This is a genomic window from Cupriavidus sp. USMAA2-4 (assembly GCF_001854305.1).
GTDB lineage: Bacteria > Pseudomonadota > Gammaproteobacteria > Burkholderiales > Burkholderiaceae > Cupriavidus > Cupriavidus malaysiensis.
In genome coordinates this window covers 946,911-963,544 of sequence record NZ_CP017749.1, presented here as the reverse complement: position 1 = coordinate 963,544, position 16,634 = coordinate 946,911, and the positions used below count along the sequence as shown (strand labels likewise).

Here is a 16,634-nt window from a genome sequence, read left to right as displayed (position 1 = left end):
CGTCAGGCCGCATCGCGGGCGGCGAAGAAGCGGTTGGCCGGCCGCGCCAGGCCGTAGTGGCCGCGCAGCGTGGTGGCGGTGTACTCGGTGCGGAACAGGCCGCGCCGCTGCAGCAGCGGCACCACGTGCTCGACGAAGGCATCGAGCTGGGCGGGCAGCACCGGCGGCATCAGGTTGAAACCATCGGCGGCGCCCGTGGCGAACCAGTCGGCGATGACGTCGGCCACCTGCTCCGGCGTGCCGGCGAAGGTGAAGTGCCCGCGCGCGCCGGCCAGCTCGTGCAGCAGCTGCCGTAGCGTCGGGCGCTCGCGCCTGACCAGGCCGGTGATGACCGCGGCGCGGCTCTGCGCCGCCTGCACGGTGGCGGGATCGGGAAAGTCGTCGACCGACAGCGGCTGGTCCAGGTCGAGGTGCGAGAAGTCATGGCCGCCGAAGCGGTTGGACAGGCGCTCCAGGCCCACGCTGACATCGGTCAGCGCGTTCAGTTCTTCGAGCAGTGCGCGTGCCTGCGCCTCGGTCGCGCCGATGGCGGCGCTCAGGCCGGGCAGGATGACGATCTGCGCCGGTGCGCGTCCGAGCGCCGCCGCGGCGCCCTTCAGTTCGGCGTAGAAGGCCGCGGCGCTGGCCTTGTCGAGGTGGGCGGTGAAGACCGCCTCGGCGTGCCGGGCGGCGAACTGCCGGCCCGAGGGCGAGGAGCCTGCCTGCACCAGCACCGGCCAGCCCTGCGGCGGACGCGGCAGGTTGAGCGGGCCCGCCACGCTGTGGAAGCGGCCCTGGTGCGCGACCGGGCGGATGCGTGCCGGGTCGAGGAAGCGGCCGCCCGCGGCGTCGTCCACGATGGCGTCATCGGCCCAGCTGTCCCACAGCCCGGTCACCACGTCGAGGAATTCGTGCGCGCGCGCATAACGCTCGGCGTGCTCGATCTGGTGCGCGTGGCCGAAATTGGGGCCGGCGCCGCGCACCCAGGAGGTGACGATGTTCCAGCCGGCGCGGCCGCGCGTGATGTGGTCGAGCGAGGCGAACTGCCGGGCCAGGTTGAACGGTTCGGTGTAGGTGGTCGAGGCGGTGGCGATCAGGCCGATGTGCCGGGTCGTTTGCGCCAGCGCGGCGAGCGTGGTGATCGGCTCGAGCGCGCCGGTGGCGACGTGTGCGGCACCGTCGCCCAGCGCCAGCGCATCGGCCAGGAAGACCGAGTCGAAGCGGCCTTGCTCGGCGCGCTGCGCCAGGGCGCTGAAATAGTCGAGATCGGTCAGGGCCTGGCGCGTGGCGCCGGCATGCCGCCAGCCGGCCTCATGGTGGCCGCGGCCGTGGATGAACAGGTTGAGGTGGAGTTGACGGGACATCGCGCGCCGGCCTTGCCGTATCGGAGTGCCCGCTGCGGGGCGTTATGGGACCTGGGACCTGATGGGGCACCAGGGCTCCGATTGTAGGAACGGCGGCGCGCGGCGCGAACGAAGGATGGTGCATATCGATATCGGACGGCCATGCCGGCTGCGGCACGGCCGTCCGGAACGCCGCCGCTCAGGCCGCCAGGCGGAAGGTGCCCACGGCCTGGTGCAGGGCGGCGGCCTGCTCCTCCAGCGAGGCCGCGGCGGCGGCCGCTTCCTCGACCAGCGCGGCGTTCTGCTGCGCCATCTGGTCCATCTGCGTGACGGCCTGGTTGACCTGCTCGATGCCGCCGCTCTGCTCCTCGGTGGCGGCGCGCATCTCACCCATCAGGTCGGTCACCCGCTTGACCGCCTCGACGATCTCTTCCATCGCGCGCCCGGCGTTCTCCACCAGGGCGGAGCCATCCTCCACGCGCTGTGCCGAGTCGCCGATCAGGGCCTTGATCTCCTTGGCCGCGGTGGCGCTGCGCTGGGCCAGGCTGCGCACCTCGCCCGCCACCACCGCGAAGCCGCGTCCCTGCTCGCCCGCGCGCGCCGCTTCCACCGCCGCGTTGAGCGCCAGGATATTGGTCTGGAAGGCGATGCCTTCGATCACGCCGATGATGTCCACCACCTTGCCGGAGGCCGTCTTGATCTCGCCCATGGTGCTGACCACCTGGGTCACGATGCCGCCGCCGCGCACCGCGATCTCGCTGGCGCCTTCGGCCAGGCGGCTGGCCTGGCGCGCGTTCTCGGCGCTCTGGCGCACGGTGCCGGTGAGCTGCTCCATGCTGGCCGCGGTTTCCTGCAGCGAGGCGGCCTGCTCTTCGCTGCGGCGCGACAGGTCCGCATTGCCGGCGGCGATCTGCTTGGCCGCGCCGGCGATGGCATCGGCCGAGCCGCGGATGCTGCCGATGGCGCCGGTCAGGCGCTGCTGCATCTGCTGCATGGAGAACAGCACGCTGCGCTGGTCGCCCGGGCGGGTGTCCACCGCCGTGGACAGGTCGCCCTCGGCGATGCGCGTGGCGATCAGCGAGGTCTGCGTCGGCTCGCCGCCGAGCTGCCCCTGCAGGTTCCTGGCGATGCGCAGCACCACCACCGTCATCACCAGGCCGATGCCCAGCAGCAGGCCCAGCGACTTCATCAGGCTAAGGCGGAACGCGGCATTGATGTCGTCGAGGTAGACGCCCGAGATGAAGTTCCAGTCCCAGGGCCGGAAGTTCTCCACGTAGCTCAGCTTGGGCTGGGGTTCCTGCGCGCCGGGCTTGGGCCACTGGTATTCGAGGTAGCCCTTGCCCGGGCCCTTGCCGATGGCGGCGATGTCGCGGAACAGGAAGGTGCCGGTCGGGTCCTTGGTCTGTTCCATGTTCTGGCCGTTCATCTCCGGCTTGAACGGATGCATCACCACCACGGCGTCGGAACGCATCAGCGTGAAGTAGCCGTCGCCGCCGAAGCGCATCGCGCGCACCTGCTCGATGGCGCGCTGCCGGGCTTCGTCCATCGTCATCTTGCCGGCGCGGGCCTCGGCTTCCAGCGTGGCGACGGTCGTGATCGCGGTGTTGGTCACGTGGACCAGGTCGAGGCGGCGCTCCTCCAGCCGCAGCGCGCGCATCTGCCAGGCATCCCACAGGGTCAGGCCGAGCAGGCAGATCCAGCTCAGCACAAGCGGCAGCAGCAGTTTCTTCCTCAGGCTGAGGTTATCCAACATCACAAGTCTCCCGTATCAGTGGCTCTTAAGGCATAGTCGCGGCGCATTGCCGGAATTTCTCAAGATATCGACCTGGTTTCGGCACAACTTGACGCTGCGCGACTAGGGGGATTCCTCGATGGCGCGGCGCGGGCGATGGTGCACCGGCGGCCCGCGTGCCCTGCGTATCGACTGTGTCGGTGCTGTAAGCCGCTGTAACAGGGTGACGTGCGCGTGTCATTGCCTTTTTAAATGAGAACCATTATCCTTTTCAGCTCTTGCCCGGCGGGCGGCGATGCAGGCGCGAACGCTTGCACCGGCGTCGGGCGCGAGTTCTGACGAGGGCGCCGTTTGCCGGGAACCGCCGCGGCACGGCCGCCGCGCGGTGGCCGCAGCCGCGCCACGACCCGACCGATGTCCATGACCGACTCCCAGCCTGCCGCGGCCTCGCAGCGCCGCGCCTTCTGGCTCAAGCACCTGCACCAGTGGCACTGGATCAGTTCGGCGATCTGCCTGATCGGCATGCTGCTGTTCGCCGTCACCGGATTCACGCTCAACCATGCCGGCCAGATCGAGGCGCGCCCCAAGGTGGAGACGCGCGAGGCCACCGCGCCCGCGCCGCTGCTGGCCGCGCTCAAGGCCGCCACGCCGGCGGCCGGCCAGGGCGGCGGCGATCCCAAGGGGCCGGTGCCGGCGGCGCTGGCGGCCTGGCTGTCGGACGCGCTGGGCATCGATGCCGGCGGCCGCGAAGCCGAATGGCAGGGCGACGAGGTCTACGTGGCGCTGCCGCGTCCGGGTGGCGACGCCTGGGTCAGCGTGGCGCTCGAGGACGGCCGCACGCAGTACGAGAAGACCACGCGCGGCTGGATTTCCTACCTGAACGACCTGCACAAGGGCCGCAACGCAGGACGGGCATGGAGTCTGTTCCTCGACGTGTTCGCCTTCGCCTGCCTGGTGTTCTGCCTCACCGGCCTGTTCCTGCTCAAGCTGCATGCCGGCGGGCGGGTCGCCACTTGGCCGCTGGTCGGGCTGGGGCTGGTGGTGCCGCTGCTGCTGGCCATGTTGTTCATCCACTGACGTTTTCTCCGACTCCCTTCCCTGACGAGGTCTTGCCCATGCGCCGATTGTTCACCGTCACCCTCAGCGGCCTGGCCGCCGTGCCGCTCGCCGGTCCCGCCCTGGCCGCGGAGATGAACGTCAAGGTGGAGATCCCGCGCCTGAACGTGGCGGAGTACCACAAGCCCTATGTGGCGCTATGGCTGGAGCGCGCCGACCAGAGCCCGGCCGCCACGCTGGCGGTCTGGTACGACGTCAAGCACAAGGACGGCGAAGGCACCAAGTGGCTCAAGGACATGCGCCAGTGGTGGCGCAAGGCCGGCCGCGACATGAAGATGCCGGCCGACGGCGTCTCGGGTGCCACGCGCGCACCGGGTGAGCACGCGCTCACCTTCAGCGAAGGCAAGGCACCGCTGGGCAGCCTGCCCGCCGGCGACTACCAGCTGGTGGTCGAGGCGGCGCGCGAGGTCGGCGGGCGCGAACTGCTGCGCGTGCCGTTCAGCTGGCCGCCCAAGGCGGTGCAGGCGGCCAAGGCCAAGGGCGAGCACGAGCTCGGCACGGTCTCGCTCGAACTGAAGCCGTAATGCGGCCCCGCCGCCCCGACACCTGCCACCGGCGGCCAGGCCGCCGCCATCACGCCATCGCGCCATCACGAGGAGCACGACCATGAAGACTTCCGCACGCCTCCACCCGTCCCATCCGTCCGCCCGGCCCGCGCGGCGCCTGGCCACCCGCGTGGCCGTGCTGGCCCTGGCCGCGCTGGCGCCGCTGGCCGCCCACGCGCACCGCCAGTGGCTGCTGCCCTCGGCCACCGTGCTGTCGGGCAGCGACGCCTGGGTGACCGTGGATGCCGCCGTCTCGAACGACCTGTTCTACTTCGAGCATTTCCCGCTGCGCCTGGACGGCCTGGCCGTGACCGCCCCCGACGGCGCCGCCGCCAAGGCCGAGAACGCTTCCACCGGCCGCTACCGCAGCACCTTCGACGTGCGCCTGGACAAGCCCGGCACCTACCGCGTGGCGGTGGTCAACAGCGGCCTGTTCGCCAGCTACAAGGTGGATGGCCAGGCCAAGCGCTGGCGCGGTACCGCCGAGGCCTTCGCCAAGGAAGTGCCGGCCAACGCGCAGGACCTGCAGGTGACCCAGGCCGAAGGCCGCGTCGAGACCTTCGTCACCGCCGGCAAGCCGGGTGGCGACGCGCTCAAGCCCACCGGGCACGGCCTCGAACTGGTGCCGATCACGCACCCGAACGATCTCGTCGCCGGCGATGCCGCCAGCTTCCGCCTGCTGCTCGACGGCAAGCCCGCGGCCAACGTCAAGGTCGACGTGGTGCCGGGCGGCATCCGCTACCGCGACCAGCTCAACGAACTCCACGCCACCACCGACGGCGAAGGCAAGTTCAGCGTCAAGTGGCCGTCCGCCGGCATGTACTGGCTGGAAGCCGACGTGCGCGACGACAAGGCCACCATCGCGCCGGCCAGGCAGCGCCGCGCGAGCTACGCCGCCACCGTGGAAGTCCTGCCGCAGTAAGCCGCGCCGGGACGGCGGCGGCCGTCCCGCACCGTCCCCCCCGTCCCGCACCATCCCGTCCCGCACCCGCTCCGATGAACCGCGTCCTCATTCCCCTCTCGCCCGCGGCCGGCCAGGCGCCGCCACCGCACGCGCCCGGCGCGCGCCTGTGCCGCTGGCAGGGCGAAGCGATGGGGACCACCTGGTCGGTCCTGGCGGCGCTGCCCGCGCGGGCGGGCACCGGCGTCGCGGACGGTGCGCAAGGCATGGACGCGGTGGAAGGCTTGGCAGGGGTCGAAAGCACCGACGCCGTGCAGGCCGCCATCGACGGCGTGCTCGCCGGCGTGGTCGCGCAGATGAGCAACTGGCGCGGGGATTCCGACATCGGCCGCTACAACCGCGCCGCGCCCGGCACCTGGCTGACCCTTCCCGCCGACGCGGCCGCGGTGGTCGCCTGTGCGCTGCAGGTGGCGCGCGACAGCGGCGGCGCCTATGACCCGAGCGCGGGCCCGCTGGTCGACCTGTGGGGCTTCGGGCCGGCGCCACGGCGCAGCACGCCGCCCGCGCCGGCCGAGGTCGAGCTGGCACGCGCGCGCTGCGGCTGGCAACGCGTCGGCTTCGACGCGGCCGAGCGCCGCCTGCAGCAGCCCGGCGGCCTTTCGCTCGACCTGTGCGCCATCGCCAAAGGCTTCGCCGTGGACGCGGTCTCGCGCCGGCTGGCGGCGCTCGGCCTGCCGCACCACCTGGTGGAGATCGGCGGCGAACTGCGCGGCGCGGGCACCAAGCCCGATGGCACGCCGTGGTGGGTGGAGCTGGAAACGCCCGCTGCGGATACGGGCGGCGCCCGCACGCTGGTCGCGCTCTACGGCCTGGCGGTGGCCACCTCGGGCGACTACCGCCGCTACTTCGATTGCGGCGGCCGCCGCTATGCCCACACGCTCGACCCCCGCACCGGCTATCCGGCCAGCCACGCGCTGGCCTCGGTCACGGTGCTGCATGCCGAATGCATGCTGGCCGACGCCCTGTCGACCGCGCTGACCGTGCTGGGCCCGGAAGCCGGCCTGGCGTTCGCGCGCGGCCGGCAGCTCGCGGCGCGCTTCCTGCTGCGCACGCCGCACGGCTTCGAGGAGCGCCTCAGCCCGGCCTTCGAGGCCATGCTGTCATGAGATTCCCTGTGCTTGCGCCGGCGGCATGGTCCGCCGCGGCCATGTCCGCCGGCGTCGCGCTGGCCGGCCTGGCGCAGTCGCGCGGCGTGGCCGCCGCCGGCGTGGTGCTGGCCTATGCCGGCTTCTGCGGCGTGATCGCCGCGCGCCACCTGGCGCGCCGGCAGGCCAGGGCCGCCGCGCGCGGCGGTGCGGACGGCGAAGGCACCGTGCCGACCCTGGTGGCCTATGCCAGCCAGACCGGCTTTGCCGAACAGATCGCCGAGCAGACCGCGCAGGCGCTGCGCGGTGCCGGCCAGCCGGTGCGCCTGCTGTCCTTCGCCGATCTCGATGGCGCGGGCCTGGCGGCCTGCCGGCAGGCACTGTTCGTGGTCAGCACCACCGGCGAGGGCGACGCCCCCGACAGCGCCTCCGGCTTCATGCGCCGCTTCCTCTCCGGTGCCGGCGCGGCGGGACTGGCCCCGCTGCGCTACGGCATCCTCGCGCTGGGCGACAGCAGCTATGCGCGTTTCTGCGGCTTCGGCCGCACGCTCGAGGCCTGGCTGCACAAGCAGCAGGCGCAGCCGCTGTTCGACATGGTCGAGGTCGACAACGGCGACGCCGGCGCGTTGCGCCACTGGCAGAACCACCTGTCCGCGCTGGGCGGCGGCGCCGAGATCGCCGACTGGGAACGCCCGCGCTACGCGCGCTGGCGCCTGGCCGAGCGGCGCCTGCTCAATCCCGGCAGTCCCGGCGAGCCGGTCTTCCACCTCGCGCTGGTGCCGGAAGCGCCGGAAGTGCCCGGCACGCCCGGGGCCCTGGCCTGGCAGGCCGGCGACATCGCCGAGATCGGCCCCTGCCGCGCACCCGGCGAAGTGGACGCGCTGCTGGCGCGCCTCGGCCTGGAGGCGGCGACGCCGGTGCGCTGCGACGGCGAGGACACGGTGCTGGCGGCGGCGCTGGCGACGCGCCTGCCGCTGCCCGAAGCCGCCTTCGACACCATGCGCGGCCTGCCGCCGCAGCAACTGGTCGACACGCTGCCGGCGCTGCCCCATCGCGAGTACTCCATCGCCTCGCTGCCGGCCGACGGCCGCCTCGAACTGCTGGTGCGCCAGACCCGCCATGCGGACGGCCGCCTCGGCCTCGCCTCCGGCTGGCTCACCGAGCACGCGCCGGCCGACGCGCGCATCGCGCTGCGCGTGCGCAGCAACCGCGCCTTCCATCCGGTCGCGCACGAAGTGCCGCTGCTGCTGGTCGGCAACGGCACCGGACTGGCCGGCCTGCGCGCCCACTTGAAAGCCCGCGCCGCCGCCGGCAGCCGGCGCAACTGGCTGCTGTTCGGCGAACGCACCGCCGCCCATGACAGCCTCTACGCCGACGAACTCGCCGCCTGGCAGGCCGACGGCACGCTCGAACGGCTGGACCGCGTGTTCTCGCGCGATGGCGGACCGCTGCGCTACGTGCAGGACGCGCTGCGCGCCAACGCCGCCGACGTGCGCGCCTGGATCGAGGCTGGGGCCGCCATCTACGTCTGCGGCAGCCTGCAGGGCATGGCCGCCGGCGTCCATGCGGCGCTGGCCGAAGCGCTGGGCGACTACACGCTGACGCGCCTGGGCGAAACGGGGCGGTACCGGCGCGACGTGTACTGACGGCCGGGCTTGGTTCGTTACGGTCCGGTGTGGTCTGGAGCGATGCGGCGCGCATCGCGCCGGTTCACGCCCCTCTCCCGCCTGCGGGAGAGGGGCCGGGGGAGAGGGCAGGCGCCCGCCAGCACGATCGCCTTCGCCAACCCCCCGACCCCGCACGCCGCTACGCCGCTACGCCGCTACGCCGCTACGCCGCCATTTCAATCAACGCATCGACGATCACCACGCCCTCCGCGCTCACCATCACCGGATTGACGTCGATCGCGCGGATGGCGCCGCCGCCGCGCGCCATCATTTCGCCGACACCCGCCGCGACGCGGCACAGCGCTGCCACATCGGCGGCGGCCTCGCCACGCACGCCGGCCAGCAGCGGCGCGATGCGCAGGCCGGCGAGGGCGCGTGCCACGTCGGCTTCGCGGCAAGGGGCGAGCAGGACGGCGGTATCGTGCAGCGCTTCGACATACTTGCCGCCGGCGCCGACCACCAGCACGGGGCCGAAGACCGGATCCCAGTGCGCGCCCACCATGCACTCGTGGGCCCCGGCCGCCATGCGTGCCACCAGCACGCCTTCGGCGCGCGCGCCCAGGCGCGCCAGCGCGGCGCTTTGCGCGCGCCAGGCTTGCGCGACCGCTTGCGCGTCGTCGAGGCGCAGCGCGACCAGGCCGTGTTCGCTCTTGTGCGGCACGTCGGGGGAGCAGGCCTTGACCGCCACCGGGCCGCCCAGCTCGCGCCACGCGGCCACGGCCTCGTCCTCGCTGCGGCAGAGGCGGTGCGCCACCACCGGCAGTCCGCCGGCGGCCAGGCGGGCCAGGCTGGCCGCCTCGCTCAGGGTGTGGCCGCCTGCGCTGCCGGTGGCGGGTGTGGCGGCCGTGGCGATCGCCGCCGGCAGCGGCGGCGCGGCCTCCAGCTCGCGCAGCCGCCGCTGGTGGTGGACGAGCTGCGCCAGCGCCGCCAGCGCTTCGCGCCCGCTGGCGTAGACGGGCACCTGCTGCCCGCGGAAGGCCTCGGCCACCGGCGCCTGCCAGGCGGCGACGGCGATCGGCTTGCCCGCCTCGGTGGCAAAGGCGGCGGCGTCGCGGGCGAAGCGCGGCACGTCGTAGCCCATGCCGGCGACCGGGATGTCGAGCAGCAGCAGGTCGGTGGCCGGATCGGCCGCCGCCAGCGGCAGCACCTCGCCGAACAGGCCGCTGTTGGTCAGCAGGGCGGCGGTCACGTCGACCGGGTTGGCGGTGGCGGCGAAGCCCGGCAGGCGCTCGGCCAGCGCGGCCTGGGTGGCCGCGCCCAGCGGCGCCATCGCCAGGCCCAGCGGCTGCGCCGCGTCGGCGGCCATCACGCAACTCGCGCCGGAGTTGCTCACCACCACCAGGCCCGTGCCCCGCGCCTGCCAGCCGCGCAGGTAGAGCGGGGCGCAGCGCGCCAGCGCATGCGCATCGTCGACGCGCCAGATGCCGTGGCGTTCCAGGAAGGCCGAGACCGCGCGGTCTTCGTTGGCGATGGCGCCGGTGTGCGAGGCCGCGGCGCGCTGGCCGGCGTCGGAGCGGCCCGACTTGACCGCCACCAGCGGCACGCCGCGCTGGCGCGCCACGGCCGCCGCCTCGGCCAGCACGGCGGGATCGACCAGGCTTTCGAGGTAGAGCAGGATCAGCCGCACGTCCGGGTCGTGCGCCACCGCCAGTGCCATCTCGCTGACGGTGACGTCGGCCTCGTTGCCGGTGGCGTGCATGTGGCGCACGCCGATGCCCTGCGCGCGCAGCAGGCCGTAGACCATGGCGGCCATGCCGCCGCTCTGGCTGATCACCGCCACCGGCCCGTCCTGCGGCGGCACCTCGATGAACATGGTGGAGAAGCTGGCGATGGCGCCGCTGCCGAAGTTGGCCAGGCCCTGGCTGTTTGGGCCCACCAGGCGCAGGCCGCTGGCGCGCGCGGCCTCGACCATCTCGCGCTGCTGGCGGCGCCCTTCCGCGCCGGCCTCGCCGAAGCCGGAGGCGATCACGATGGCGGCCTGCACACCCAGGCGCGCGCAGTCGCGCACCGCCTGCACCGCGGCCCCGCCGCCGACCACGATGATGGCCAGTTCGGGCGCCTCGGGCAGCGCGTCGAGCGAAGGGTAGGCCGGCAGGCCCTGGATGGTGTCGCGCTGCGGATTGACCGGGTACAGCGTGCCGGCATAGCCGTGCTCGCGCATGTAGTGGATGGGACGGCCGCCGATCTTGTGGATGTGGTCGGAGGCGCCGACCACGGCGATCGAGCGCGGGGTCAGCAGGGCTTGCAGCTTGGCTTGCATGGTGTGGCCTTGGAGTTCGCGGGTTGGCCGGACGGGCGGGCCCGCAGCGGGTTCGGGGAAGGGGACGGAAAAGGCGGGGCGGCGCGCGCCACCTCGATCGCGCCGAGGTTGCCGCCGGCGCCCGGGCGGTTCTCCACCACCAGCGGCTGCCCCAGCTGCTCCGGCAGCTTCATGCCGACCACCCGCGCCACGATGTCGGTCGGGCCGCCGGGCGGATAGGGCACCACCAGGCGCTCGGGGCGGTTGGGCCAGGACTGGGGCGGGGATGCGGTCTGGGGCTGGGCCTGTGCCGCGGGGGCGGCCAGCCAGGCCAGCCAGGCCAGCGATGGGGCGAGCGCGGCCCGCCGACGCCGGAGCTTCGGTGTCATCGGATCTCTCCATGGGGTGGTGCGTGCCGGCGCTGCCGGCGCGGATGCGGCCTGGCCGCCGCGCATCCCGGGCATGCCCGGGCCCGGTGCGCCCTATTCGCGCTGGAAGCGCAGCAGGGTCTGTTCGCCGTGGCGCAGGAAGCCGGCGCGCACGCGCTCGCCGATCTCTACGCCCGGCTCGGCGTGGCCCATCACGCGTGGACCTTCGTCCAGCGTGGCCAGCACCAGCGTGTAGGGGGCGAGTGCGCGGAAGGCTTCGGTGGGGGCGCGCGCGACCTCGGTCACGGCGTAGACGGTGGCGCCGCCGCCGGCGCGGCGCCAGCCCAGCCGCGTGCTGCCGCAGGCGCGGCAGGCGTGGCGTTGCAGCGGCTGCCAGGCGCCGCAGTCGTCGCAGGCCTGGTAGCGCAGTTCGCCGGCGGCGAGGCCGGCCGTGTAGGGGTGGCCGGCGGCCGGTTCGATGGCTTGGGTCATGCCGATACCTCGGTGACGGGCGCTGCCGCCCGGCAAGGGAAGCCTCGCCCGGCCTGCCGGGGCCGTCGGGTCTGTCCGGTCTGCGTGATCTGCGCCATCCGTGAGGACTGCGCGGGCGGTACGGTGCGGGACGGTCTCATGCGGCCTCCAGCACCAGGCTGACGTGGGCCGACAGCACGCCGCCGTCGGCATGGAAGAGGGCGCGCTCGCGCCGCGCCAGCTGGCGCGCGCCGGCGCGGCCGGCGAGCTGGCGCCCGGCCTCGGCCAGGTGCATCAGGCCGCCGGCCACGCCGGAATGGCCGAAGGCGAGCAGCCCGCCGTGGGTGTTGAGCGGCAGCGCGCCGTCGCGGCCGAAGTCGCCGGCCCGCAGCCGCGCCGCGGCGCCGCCGCGCGGGGCCAGGCCGATCTCCTCCAGCAGCAGCGCCAGCGTAATGGTGAAGGAGTCGTAGATGGCCAGGCAGTCGAGCTGCGCCACGCTGCAGCCGGCCTCGGCCAGCGCGCGCCCGGCGGCCTCGGCCGCGCCGGTGTCGAGCACACTGCCGATGGCGCACAGGTGCTGGTGGCGATGTGCCTGGCCGGCGCCGGCCAGGCGTACCGGGCGGCCCGCGCCGGGCTCGGCGGATACCACCACGGCCACCGCGCCGTCGGAGATCGGGCAGCAGTCCGACAGGCGCAGCGGCGTGGCGATGGCGCGTGCCGCGCGTGCCTCGGCCAGCGTCAGCGGCTCGCGCAGGTGGGCGTCGGGATGGCCGGCGGCGTGCTCGCGCATCAGCACCGCGAAGCCTGACAGGTCGTCGACCGCCATGCCGGTCTCGGCCAGGTAGCGCGAGGCCAGCAGCGCGTAGTAGGCCGGCACCGAGGCGCCGTTGGGCACCTCCATCTCCGGCTCGCCGACCTGGGCCAGGGTCTGGATCGACTGGTCGCGGCTCTGGCCGGTGAGGCGGTTCTCGCCGGCCACCACCAGCACGTTGCGGCAGCGGCCGGCGCGCACCAGCTCGCGCGCCAGCATGGCCATGGCGCCGCCGGTGGCACCGCCGGCGGCCATGCCGTGGGCGTAGGCCGGCGTCAGCGCGGCGTACTCGCAGAAGCGGTCGGCCAGCATCAGGTGCGGCAGCGTGGTGGCGTAGCCGCACAGCACGCCGTCGATGTCGCGCCGGGCCAGGCCGGCATCGGCCAGGGCCGCGTCGGCGGCCGCGGCCATCAGCGTCAGCGGGCTGCTGCCTTCGAGGCGGCCGAAGCGGGTGTTGCCGCAGCCGCGCAGGAAGGCGGTGTTGACGGTGCGCATTCCAGTCATGGCGCTGATGGCAGTCATGGTGCGCGCGTCCCTCAGCCGCCCTGCTTCAGCAGCGGGCACTTCGACTTGGCCGGCGGCATGAAGGCCTGGTCGCCGGGGATGGTGGCCAGCACCTTGTAGTAGTCCCACGGATACCTGGACTCGGACGGTGCCTTGACCTCGAACAGGTACATGTCGTGGATCATGCGGCCGTCTTCGCGGATGCGGCCGTTCTGCGCGAAGAAGTCGTGGATGGGCGCGGCCTTCATCTGCTTCATCACCGGCGCGGTGTCATCGCTGCCGGCGGCCTGCACCGCCTGCAGGTAATGCATCACCGAAGAGTAGACGCCGGCCTGGCTCATGTTCGGCATCTGCTTCACTTTCTCGAAGTAGCGGCGCGACCATTTGCGCGTGGCATCGTTCATGTCCCAGTAGAAGCCCTCGGTCAGCAGCAGGCCCTGCGCGGTCTTCAGGCCGATGGCGTGGATGTCGTTGATGTAGAGCAGCAGGCCGGCCATGCGCTGCTTGCCGTCGCGGGTCAGGCCGAACTCGTTGGCGGCCTTGATGGCGTTGACGGCGTCGCCGCCGGCATTGGCCAGGCCCACCACCTGCGCCTTGCTGGCCTGGGCCTGCAGCAGGTAGGAGGCGAAGTCGCTGGCGCCGATGGGGTGGCGCGCCGCGCCCAGCACCTTGCCGCCGGCGTCGTTGATCACCGCGGTGGCGGACTCCTGCAGCGTGTGGCCGAAGGCATAGTCGGCGGTCAGGAAGAACCAGGTCTTGCCGCCGCGCTGCACCACCGCGCGCGCGGTGGAGTTGGCCAGCGCGTAGGTGTCGTACGCATAGTGCACCGAGACCGGCGTGCACAGGTCGTTGGTGATGCGCTCGGTGCCGGGGCCGGAGAACACCACGATGCGGTTCTTCTGCTTGGCCACTTCCAGCACCGCCAGCGCGGGCGCCGAAGCGGCCACGTCGAGGATGGCATCGACGCGCCCGGTATCGAACCATTCGCGCGCCTTGCTGGCGGCGATGTCGGCCTTGTTCTGGTGGTCGGCCACCACCAGCTCGATCTTCTTGCCCAGCACCTTGCCGCCGAAGTCGTCGATGGCCATCTGCGCGGCGGTGGCGCTGCCGCGGCCGGTGACGTCGGCGTACAGGCCGCTCATGTCGAGGATCAGGCCGATCTTGACGATGTCGTCGGAGATGCGGGGGGCGGCGGGGGCCTGCGCGGCTGCGTGCAGCGGCAGCGCGGCGCTGAGGGCCAGGGCCAGCGCGGTCAGCGTGGCGCGCAGGCGGCTGGGTTGGGCGGGACGGGTTGGCATGAGATCTCCTCCTTGCTCAGGCTGGGTGTGGCGTTTTCGCTTCTTGGGTTCGTGTGTCGTGTGTCGTCGCGGCTGCGGGCGCTGGCCCTCACCCCCGGCCCCTCTCCCGCAAGCGGGAGAGGGGAGACAGCAGTCGGTGATGCGAAGGCTTGCGCCAGTGCAAGCGGTCTGCTCCCCTCTCCCACTGCGTGGGAGAGGGGCTGGGGGTGAGGGTAGGCACTCGCGGTGGCGATATCCCTCAACATGCCGCTGGCTTCCACTAGCAGCGGCCTGCCGATATTGCCGGGCTCATACCGTCGCCACCGGCGTCGTCGGCGATCCCACCGCGCCGGGCAGCCGCAGCGGCGGCGCCGTCAGCAGGAAGCGCGAGCGGCCGTGCGCGCGCAGCCATTGCGCCAGGTCGTGCAGGTACCACAGCTCGCCCAGCGGCAGGCCCAGCTTGAACAGGCAGTGGTGGTGCAGCGGCAGCAGCGGATGGTGGCCGCCGTCGTCCGGCGCGGGGCGCGCGGGGTAGCGTTCCACCGCGTAGTTGTCGGCGATCAGCGTGGCGACGCCGGAATCGGTGAGCCATTGCAGCAGCTTGTCATCGCGGCCGTCGAGGGCGCTGCAGCTATGGTGCAGCACCGTCTCGTCGGGTTCGCGCTGCATCGACAGCACCACCTCGGCGAAGCCGGTGCGCAGCAGCAGCATGTCGCCGCGCTCGACCTCGACGCGGTCGGCTTCCATCACGCGCATCAGGTCGTCGTAGCCGACGGTGCGGAACTCGCGCCCGTAGTGGTGCGCCAGGTCCACCAGCACGCCGCGGCCCTGCATGCCCTTGACGGCGAAGTTCTCGATGCCGAGCGCGCGCGCTTCGCTGTGTTCGTGGCCGCAGCCGTGCGCGGCGAAGTGGTCGTCCTCGGCGTAGTCGACCGGGCCGACGATATGTTCGTTGGCGCGGTAGCCGTTGTAGTAGACGCGCTCCGCGCGGCCGTCACCGTCGGCGTCGAACAGCGCGCCCACATGGGCCAGCGAGTCCCACTGCGTGGAGTACTGCAGCGACAGCAGCACCTGGTCGTCGCTGATCACATCGGTGGCGGCGGGGTCGACCTTGGCCAGCGGGAAGTTGACGTAGGGCGCGCCGTCGCGGAAGGTGGGGCGCAGCACGGGCGGGTGGCGGCGCGGATTGAGCTTGTTGCCGCCCGGATAGTCCAGCGGCAGCGACAGGCAGAAGCTCAGCCCGGCCTGCACTTCCTGCGCCCCCTTGCGTACCTGCTCCGGGCCGATCAGGTTGACGCGGCCGAGCTGGTCGTCGGCTCCGAAGTCGCCCCAGTTGGATCCGGGCGGACGTTGTTTCCAGCGCATGCGTGTAGTCTCCATGGTCGATATGGGTGGAAGGGCTGCGTATCGCGCCGTGCCTCAGGTGCCGGACATGCGGGGCATGCCGGGCACGGCAGGGGTGGCGGGCAGGGCCTCGCCGGGGGCCGCGGCGCGCGCCGCCGGCACGGCACGCCGGCGCGGCCGCGGCACGCCGCCGGCCCAGGCGGCGCACACGGCGTCGGCCTCGCGCCGCAGCGCGCGTGCCAGCGCCGTCTCGCGTTCGCTGATGCGCTCGTTGAGCGCGGCGATGCTGAGGGCGGCGAGCGGATAGCCGTCGGGATCGGGCAGCGCCACGGCGATGCCGCCCATGCGCTCCACCACCACGTCGAGCAGCACGGCGTAGCCGCGCTCGCGCGTGGCCTCCACCTCGCGCCGCAGCAGCGCCGTGCTGATGCGCGGGTAGCGCTTGAGCGCGGGCGCCAGGCACTGCAGCGCCGCCTCGACCTCGGCGTCGGGCAGGGCGGCGAGCAGGGCCAGGCTGCCGGCGCCGACGCCGAGCGGGCGGCGGCTGCCGATGTCCAGGTAGTTGGCGCGGATGGGGAAGCTGCCCAGGCGCAGCTCGATGCAGATCGATTCCCAGCCGCTCGGCACCGACAGCAGCGCGGTGTCCTCGAACTGCTGGGCCAGCCGGATCAGCGCCGGGCGGGCCAGGGCGCGCGGGTCGATGCGGTGCAGGGCGGCGGCGCGCAGCGCCAGCCACTCCGTGCCGGGGCTGAAGGCCTTGGTGTCGGGGTCGCGCTGGACCAGGCCCTCGGCCGCCAGCGTCTCCAGCAGGCGCAGCGCGGAGGCCTTGTCGACGCCGGCGGCGGCGGCCAGGTCGGTCAGGCGCGTGTTGCGGGCGTCGGACAGGGCGCGCAACAGCCGGCAGGCCTTCTGCAGGGAGGAACAGGGGGGAGAGGGCAAGCGGGGCTCCGGCGCTCGGTTTCGGTTGGGTTTTGCTGGATGAAACGGCTGGATTCGGCTCGGCGCCGGCTTCTCACCGCGATGGTGTGGAAAATCCACTGTGCAACGACGTTGTTATAGGCGCCTTCGCTGGTGCCGTCATTCTGCGATGCATCAAAGTTTCGCCGGATGAAACCGGCAGGCCGGCCGCGGCGCGCCGGCAGGCGGCGCCGGAACCGGCCGGCTTCCGCTATGCTTGCAGGCTGCCGCGCCC

Annotated in this window: 13 protein-coding genes and 1 pseudogene; 5 read left to right on the top strand and 9 right to left on the bottom strand. The window is 73.0% G+C overall.

The annotated features are described in order from the left end of the window. Positions 1–2 precede the first annotated feature (2 nt). Together BKK79_RS24355 and BKK79_RS24350 are read right to left on the bottom strand one after the other, a co-directional pair. Entirely contained in the window at positions 3–1,343 is a 1,341-nt protein-coding gene (locus BKK79_RS24355; protein ID WP_071017962.1) for an LLM class flavin-dependent oxidoreductase, read from the bottom strand. Positions 1,344–1,521: 178 nt separating this feature from the next. Beyond that, on the bottom strand, positions 1,522–3,075 hold the full coding sequence (locus tag BKK79_RS24350) for a methyl-accepting chemotaxis protein (protein ID WP_071017964.1): 1,554 nt from the start codon (positions 3,073–3,075) through the stop codon (positions 1,522–1,524). Positions 3,076–3,474: 399 nt separating this feature from the next. Between BKK79_RS24350 and BKK79_RS24345 the strand changes: the two genes are divergently transcribed. The 5 genes from BKK79_RS24345 to BKK79_RS24325 all read left to right on the top strand — a co-directional run bounded on the left by BKK79_RS24345 (position 3,475) and on the right by BKK79_RS24325 (position 8,407). Further along, a complete protein-coding gene (locus tag BKK79_RS24345) occupies positions 3,475–4,131 on the top strand; it encodes a PepSY-associated TM helix domain-containing protein (RefSeq protein WP_071022082.1) in 657 nt (218 codons plus the stop codon). Between the two features lie 38 nt (positions 4,132–4,169). Beyond that, positions 4,170–4,694 (top strand): DUF2271 domain-containing protein, encoded by a 525-nt coding sequence (locus BKK79_RS24340; RefSeq protein WP_071017966.1) that lies wholly within the window; start codon positions 4,170–4,172, stop codon positions 4,692–4,694. A gap of 82 nt (positions 4,695–4,776) precedes the next feature. Further along, positions 4,777–5,637 (top strand): DUF4198 domain-containing protein, encoded by an 861-nt coding sequence (locus tag BKK79_RS24335; protein WP_071039098.1) that lies wholly within the window; start codon positions 4,777–4,779, stop codon positions 5,635–5,637. Between the two features lie 74 nt (positions 5,638–5,711). Then, positions 5,712–6,782 carry an FAD:protein FMN transferase gene (locus BKK79_RS24330; RefSeq protein ID WP_071039097.1) on the top strand — a complete coding sequence of 357 codons (1,071 nt, stop codon included), beginning with the start codon at positions 5,712–5,714 and terminating at the stop codon, positions 6,780–6,782. Further along, positions 6,779–8,407: a sulfite reductase subunit alpha gene (locus BKK79_RS24325; RefSeq protein ID WP_071017971.1), complete on the top strand. Its 1,629-nt coding sequence runs from the start codon at positions 6,779–6,781 to the stop codon at positions 8,405–8,407. Before BKK79_RS24330 ends, BKK79_RS24325 begins: the two co-directional genes overlap by 4 nt. Positions 8,408–8,591: 184 nt before the next feature. On the opposite strand, the gene BKK79_RS24320 is transcribed toward BKK79_RS24325, so the two are convergent. The 7 genes and pseudogenes from BKK79_RS24320 to BKK79_RS24290 form a co-directional block, all read right to left on the bottom strand. Next, on the bottom strand, positions 8,592–10,688 hold the full coding sequence (locus BKK79_RS24320) for an acetate--CoA ligase family protein (protein ID WP_071039096.1): 2,097 nt from the start codon (positions 10,686–10,688) through the stop codon (positions 8,592–8,594). Positions 10,689–10,762: 74 nt separating this feature from the next. Beyond that, a pseudogene (locus BKK79_RS24315) lies at positions 10,763–11,056 on the bottom strand (Bug family tripartite tricarboxylate transporter substrate binding protein); the annotation flags it as partial. Between the two features lie 93 nt (positions 11,057–11,149). Continuing rightward, a complete protein-coding gene (locus BKK79_RS24310) occupies positions 11,150–11,527 on the bottom strand; it encodes a Zn-ribbon domain-containing OB-fold protein (RefSeq protein WP_071039094.1) in 378 nt (125 codons plus the stop codon). 136 nt (positions 11,528–11,663) lie between these two features. Next, positions 11,664–12,839, bottom strand: coding sequence for a thiolase family protein (locus BKK79_RS24305; protein WP_442873287.1), 1,176 nt, complete (start codon positions 12,837–12,839; stop codon positions 11,664–11,666). Between the two features lie 14 nt (positions 12,840–12,853). After that, positions 12,854–14,119, bottom strand: coding sequence for an ABC transporter substrate-binding protein (locus BKK79_RS24300; protein ID WP_071039092.1), 1,266 nt, complete (start codon positions 14,117–14,119; stop codon positions 12,854–12,856). Between the two features lie 288 nt (positions 14,120–14,407). Further along, the gene (locus BKK79_RS24295) at positions 14,408–15,463 is read right to left on the bottom strand and encodes a cyclase family protein (RefSeq protein ID WP_071039091.1); all 1,056 of its coding nucleotides are present in this window, start codon (positions 15,461–15,463) and stop codon (positions 14,408–14,410) included. A gap of 54 nt (positions 15,464–15,517) precedes the next feature. Then, positions 15,518–16,381, bottom strand: a complete 864-nt coding sequence (locus tag BKK79_RS24290; RefSeq protein WP_084085116.1) for an IclR family transcriptional regulator — start codon at positions 16,379–16,381, stop codon at positions 15,518–15,520. Between the last annotated feature and the right edge of the window lie 253 nt (positions 16,382–16,634).

What these genes read in the sequence shown, in the direction of transcription:
- BKK79_RS24335 (WP_071039098.1), top strand. Translation starts at nt 4,777, where the DNA reads ATGAAGACTTCCGCACGCCTCCACCCGTCCCATCCGTCCGCCCGGCCC.
- BKK79_RS24300 (WP_071039092.1), bottom strand. Translation starts at nt 14,119, where the DNA reads ATGCCAACCCGTCCCGCCCAACCCAGCCGCCTGCGCGCCACGCTGACC.
- BKK79_RS24305 (WP_442873287.1), bottom strand. Translation starts at nt 12,839, where the DNA reads ATGACTGCCATCAGCGCCATGACTGGAATGCGCACCGTCAACACCGCC.
- BKK79_RS24310 (WP_071039094.1), bottom strand. Translation starts at nt 11,527, where the DNA reads ATGACCCAAGCCATCGAACCGGCCGCCGGCCACCCCTACACGGCCGGC.
- BKK79_RS24295 (WP_071039091.1), bottom strand. Translation starts at nt 15,463, where the DNA reads ATGCGCTGGAAACAACGTCCGCCCGGATCCAACTGGGGCGACTTCGGA.
- BKK79_RS24320 (WP_071039096.1), bottom strand. Translation starts at nt 10,688, where the DNA reads ATGCAAGCCAAGCTGCAAGCCCTGCTGACCCCGCGCTCGATCGCCGTG.
- BKK79_RS24330 (WP_071039097.1), top strand. Translation starts at nt 5,712, where the DNA reads ATGAACCGCGTCCTCATTCCCCTCTCGCCCGCGGCCGGCCAGGCGCCG.
- BKK79_RS24350 (WP_071017964.1), bottom strand. Translation starts at nt 3,075, where the DNA reads ATGTTGGATAACCTCAGCCTGAGGAAGAAACTGCTGCTGCCGCTTGTG.
- BKK79_RS24345 (WP_071022082.1), top strand. Translation starts at nt 3,475, where the DNA reads ATGACCGACTCCCAGCCTGCCGCGGCCTCGCAGCGCCGCGCCTTCTGG.
- BKK79_RS24340 (WP_071017966.1), top strand. Translation starts at nt 4,170, where the DNA reads ATGCGCCGATTGTTCACCGTCACCCTCAGCGGCCTGGCCGCCGTGCCG.
- BKK79_RS24355 (WP_071017962.1), bottom strand. Translation starts at nt 1,343, where the DNA reads ATGTCCCGTCAACTCCACCTCAACCTGTTCATCCACGGCCGCGGCCAC.
- BKK79_RS24325 (WP_071017971.1), top strand. Translation starts at nt 6,779, where the DNA reads ATGAGATTCCCTGTGCTTGCGCCGGCGGCATGGTCCGCCGCGGCCATG.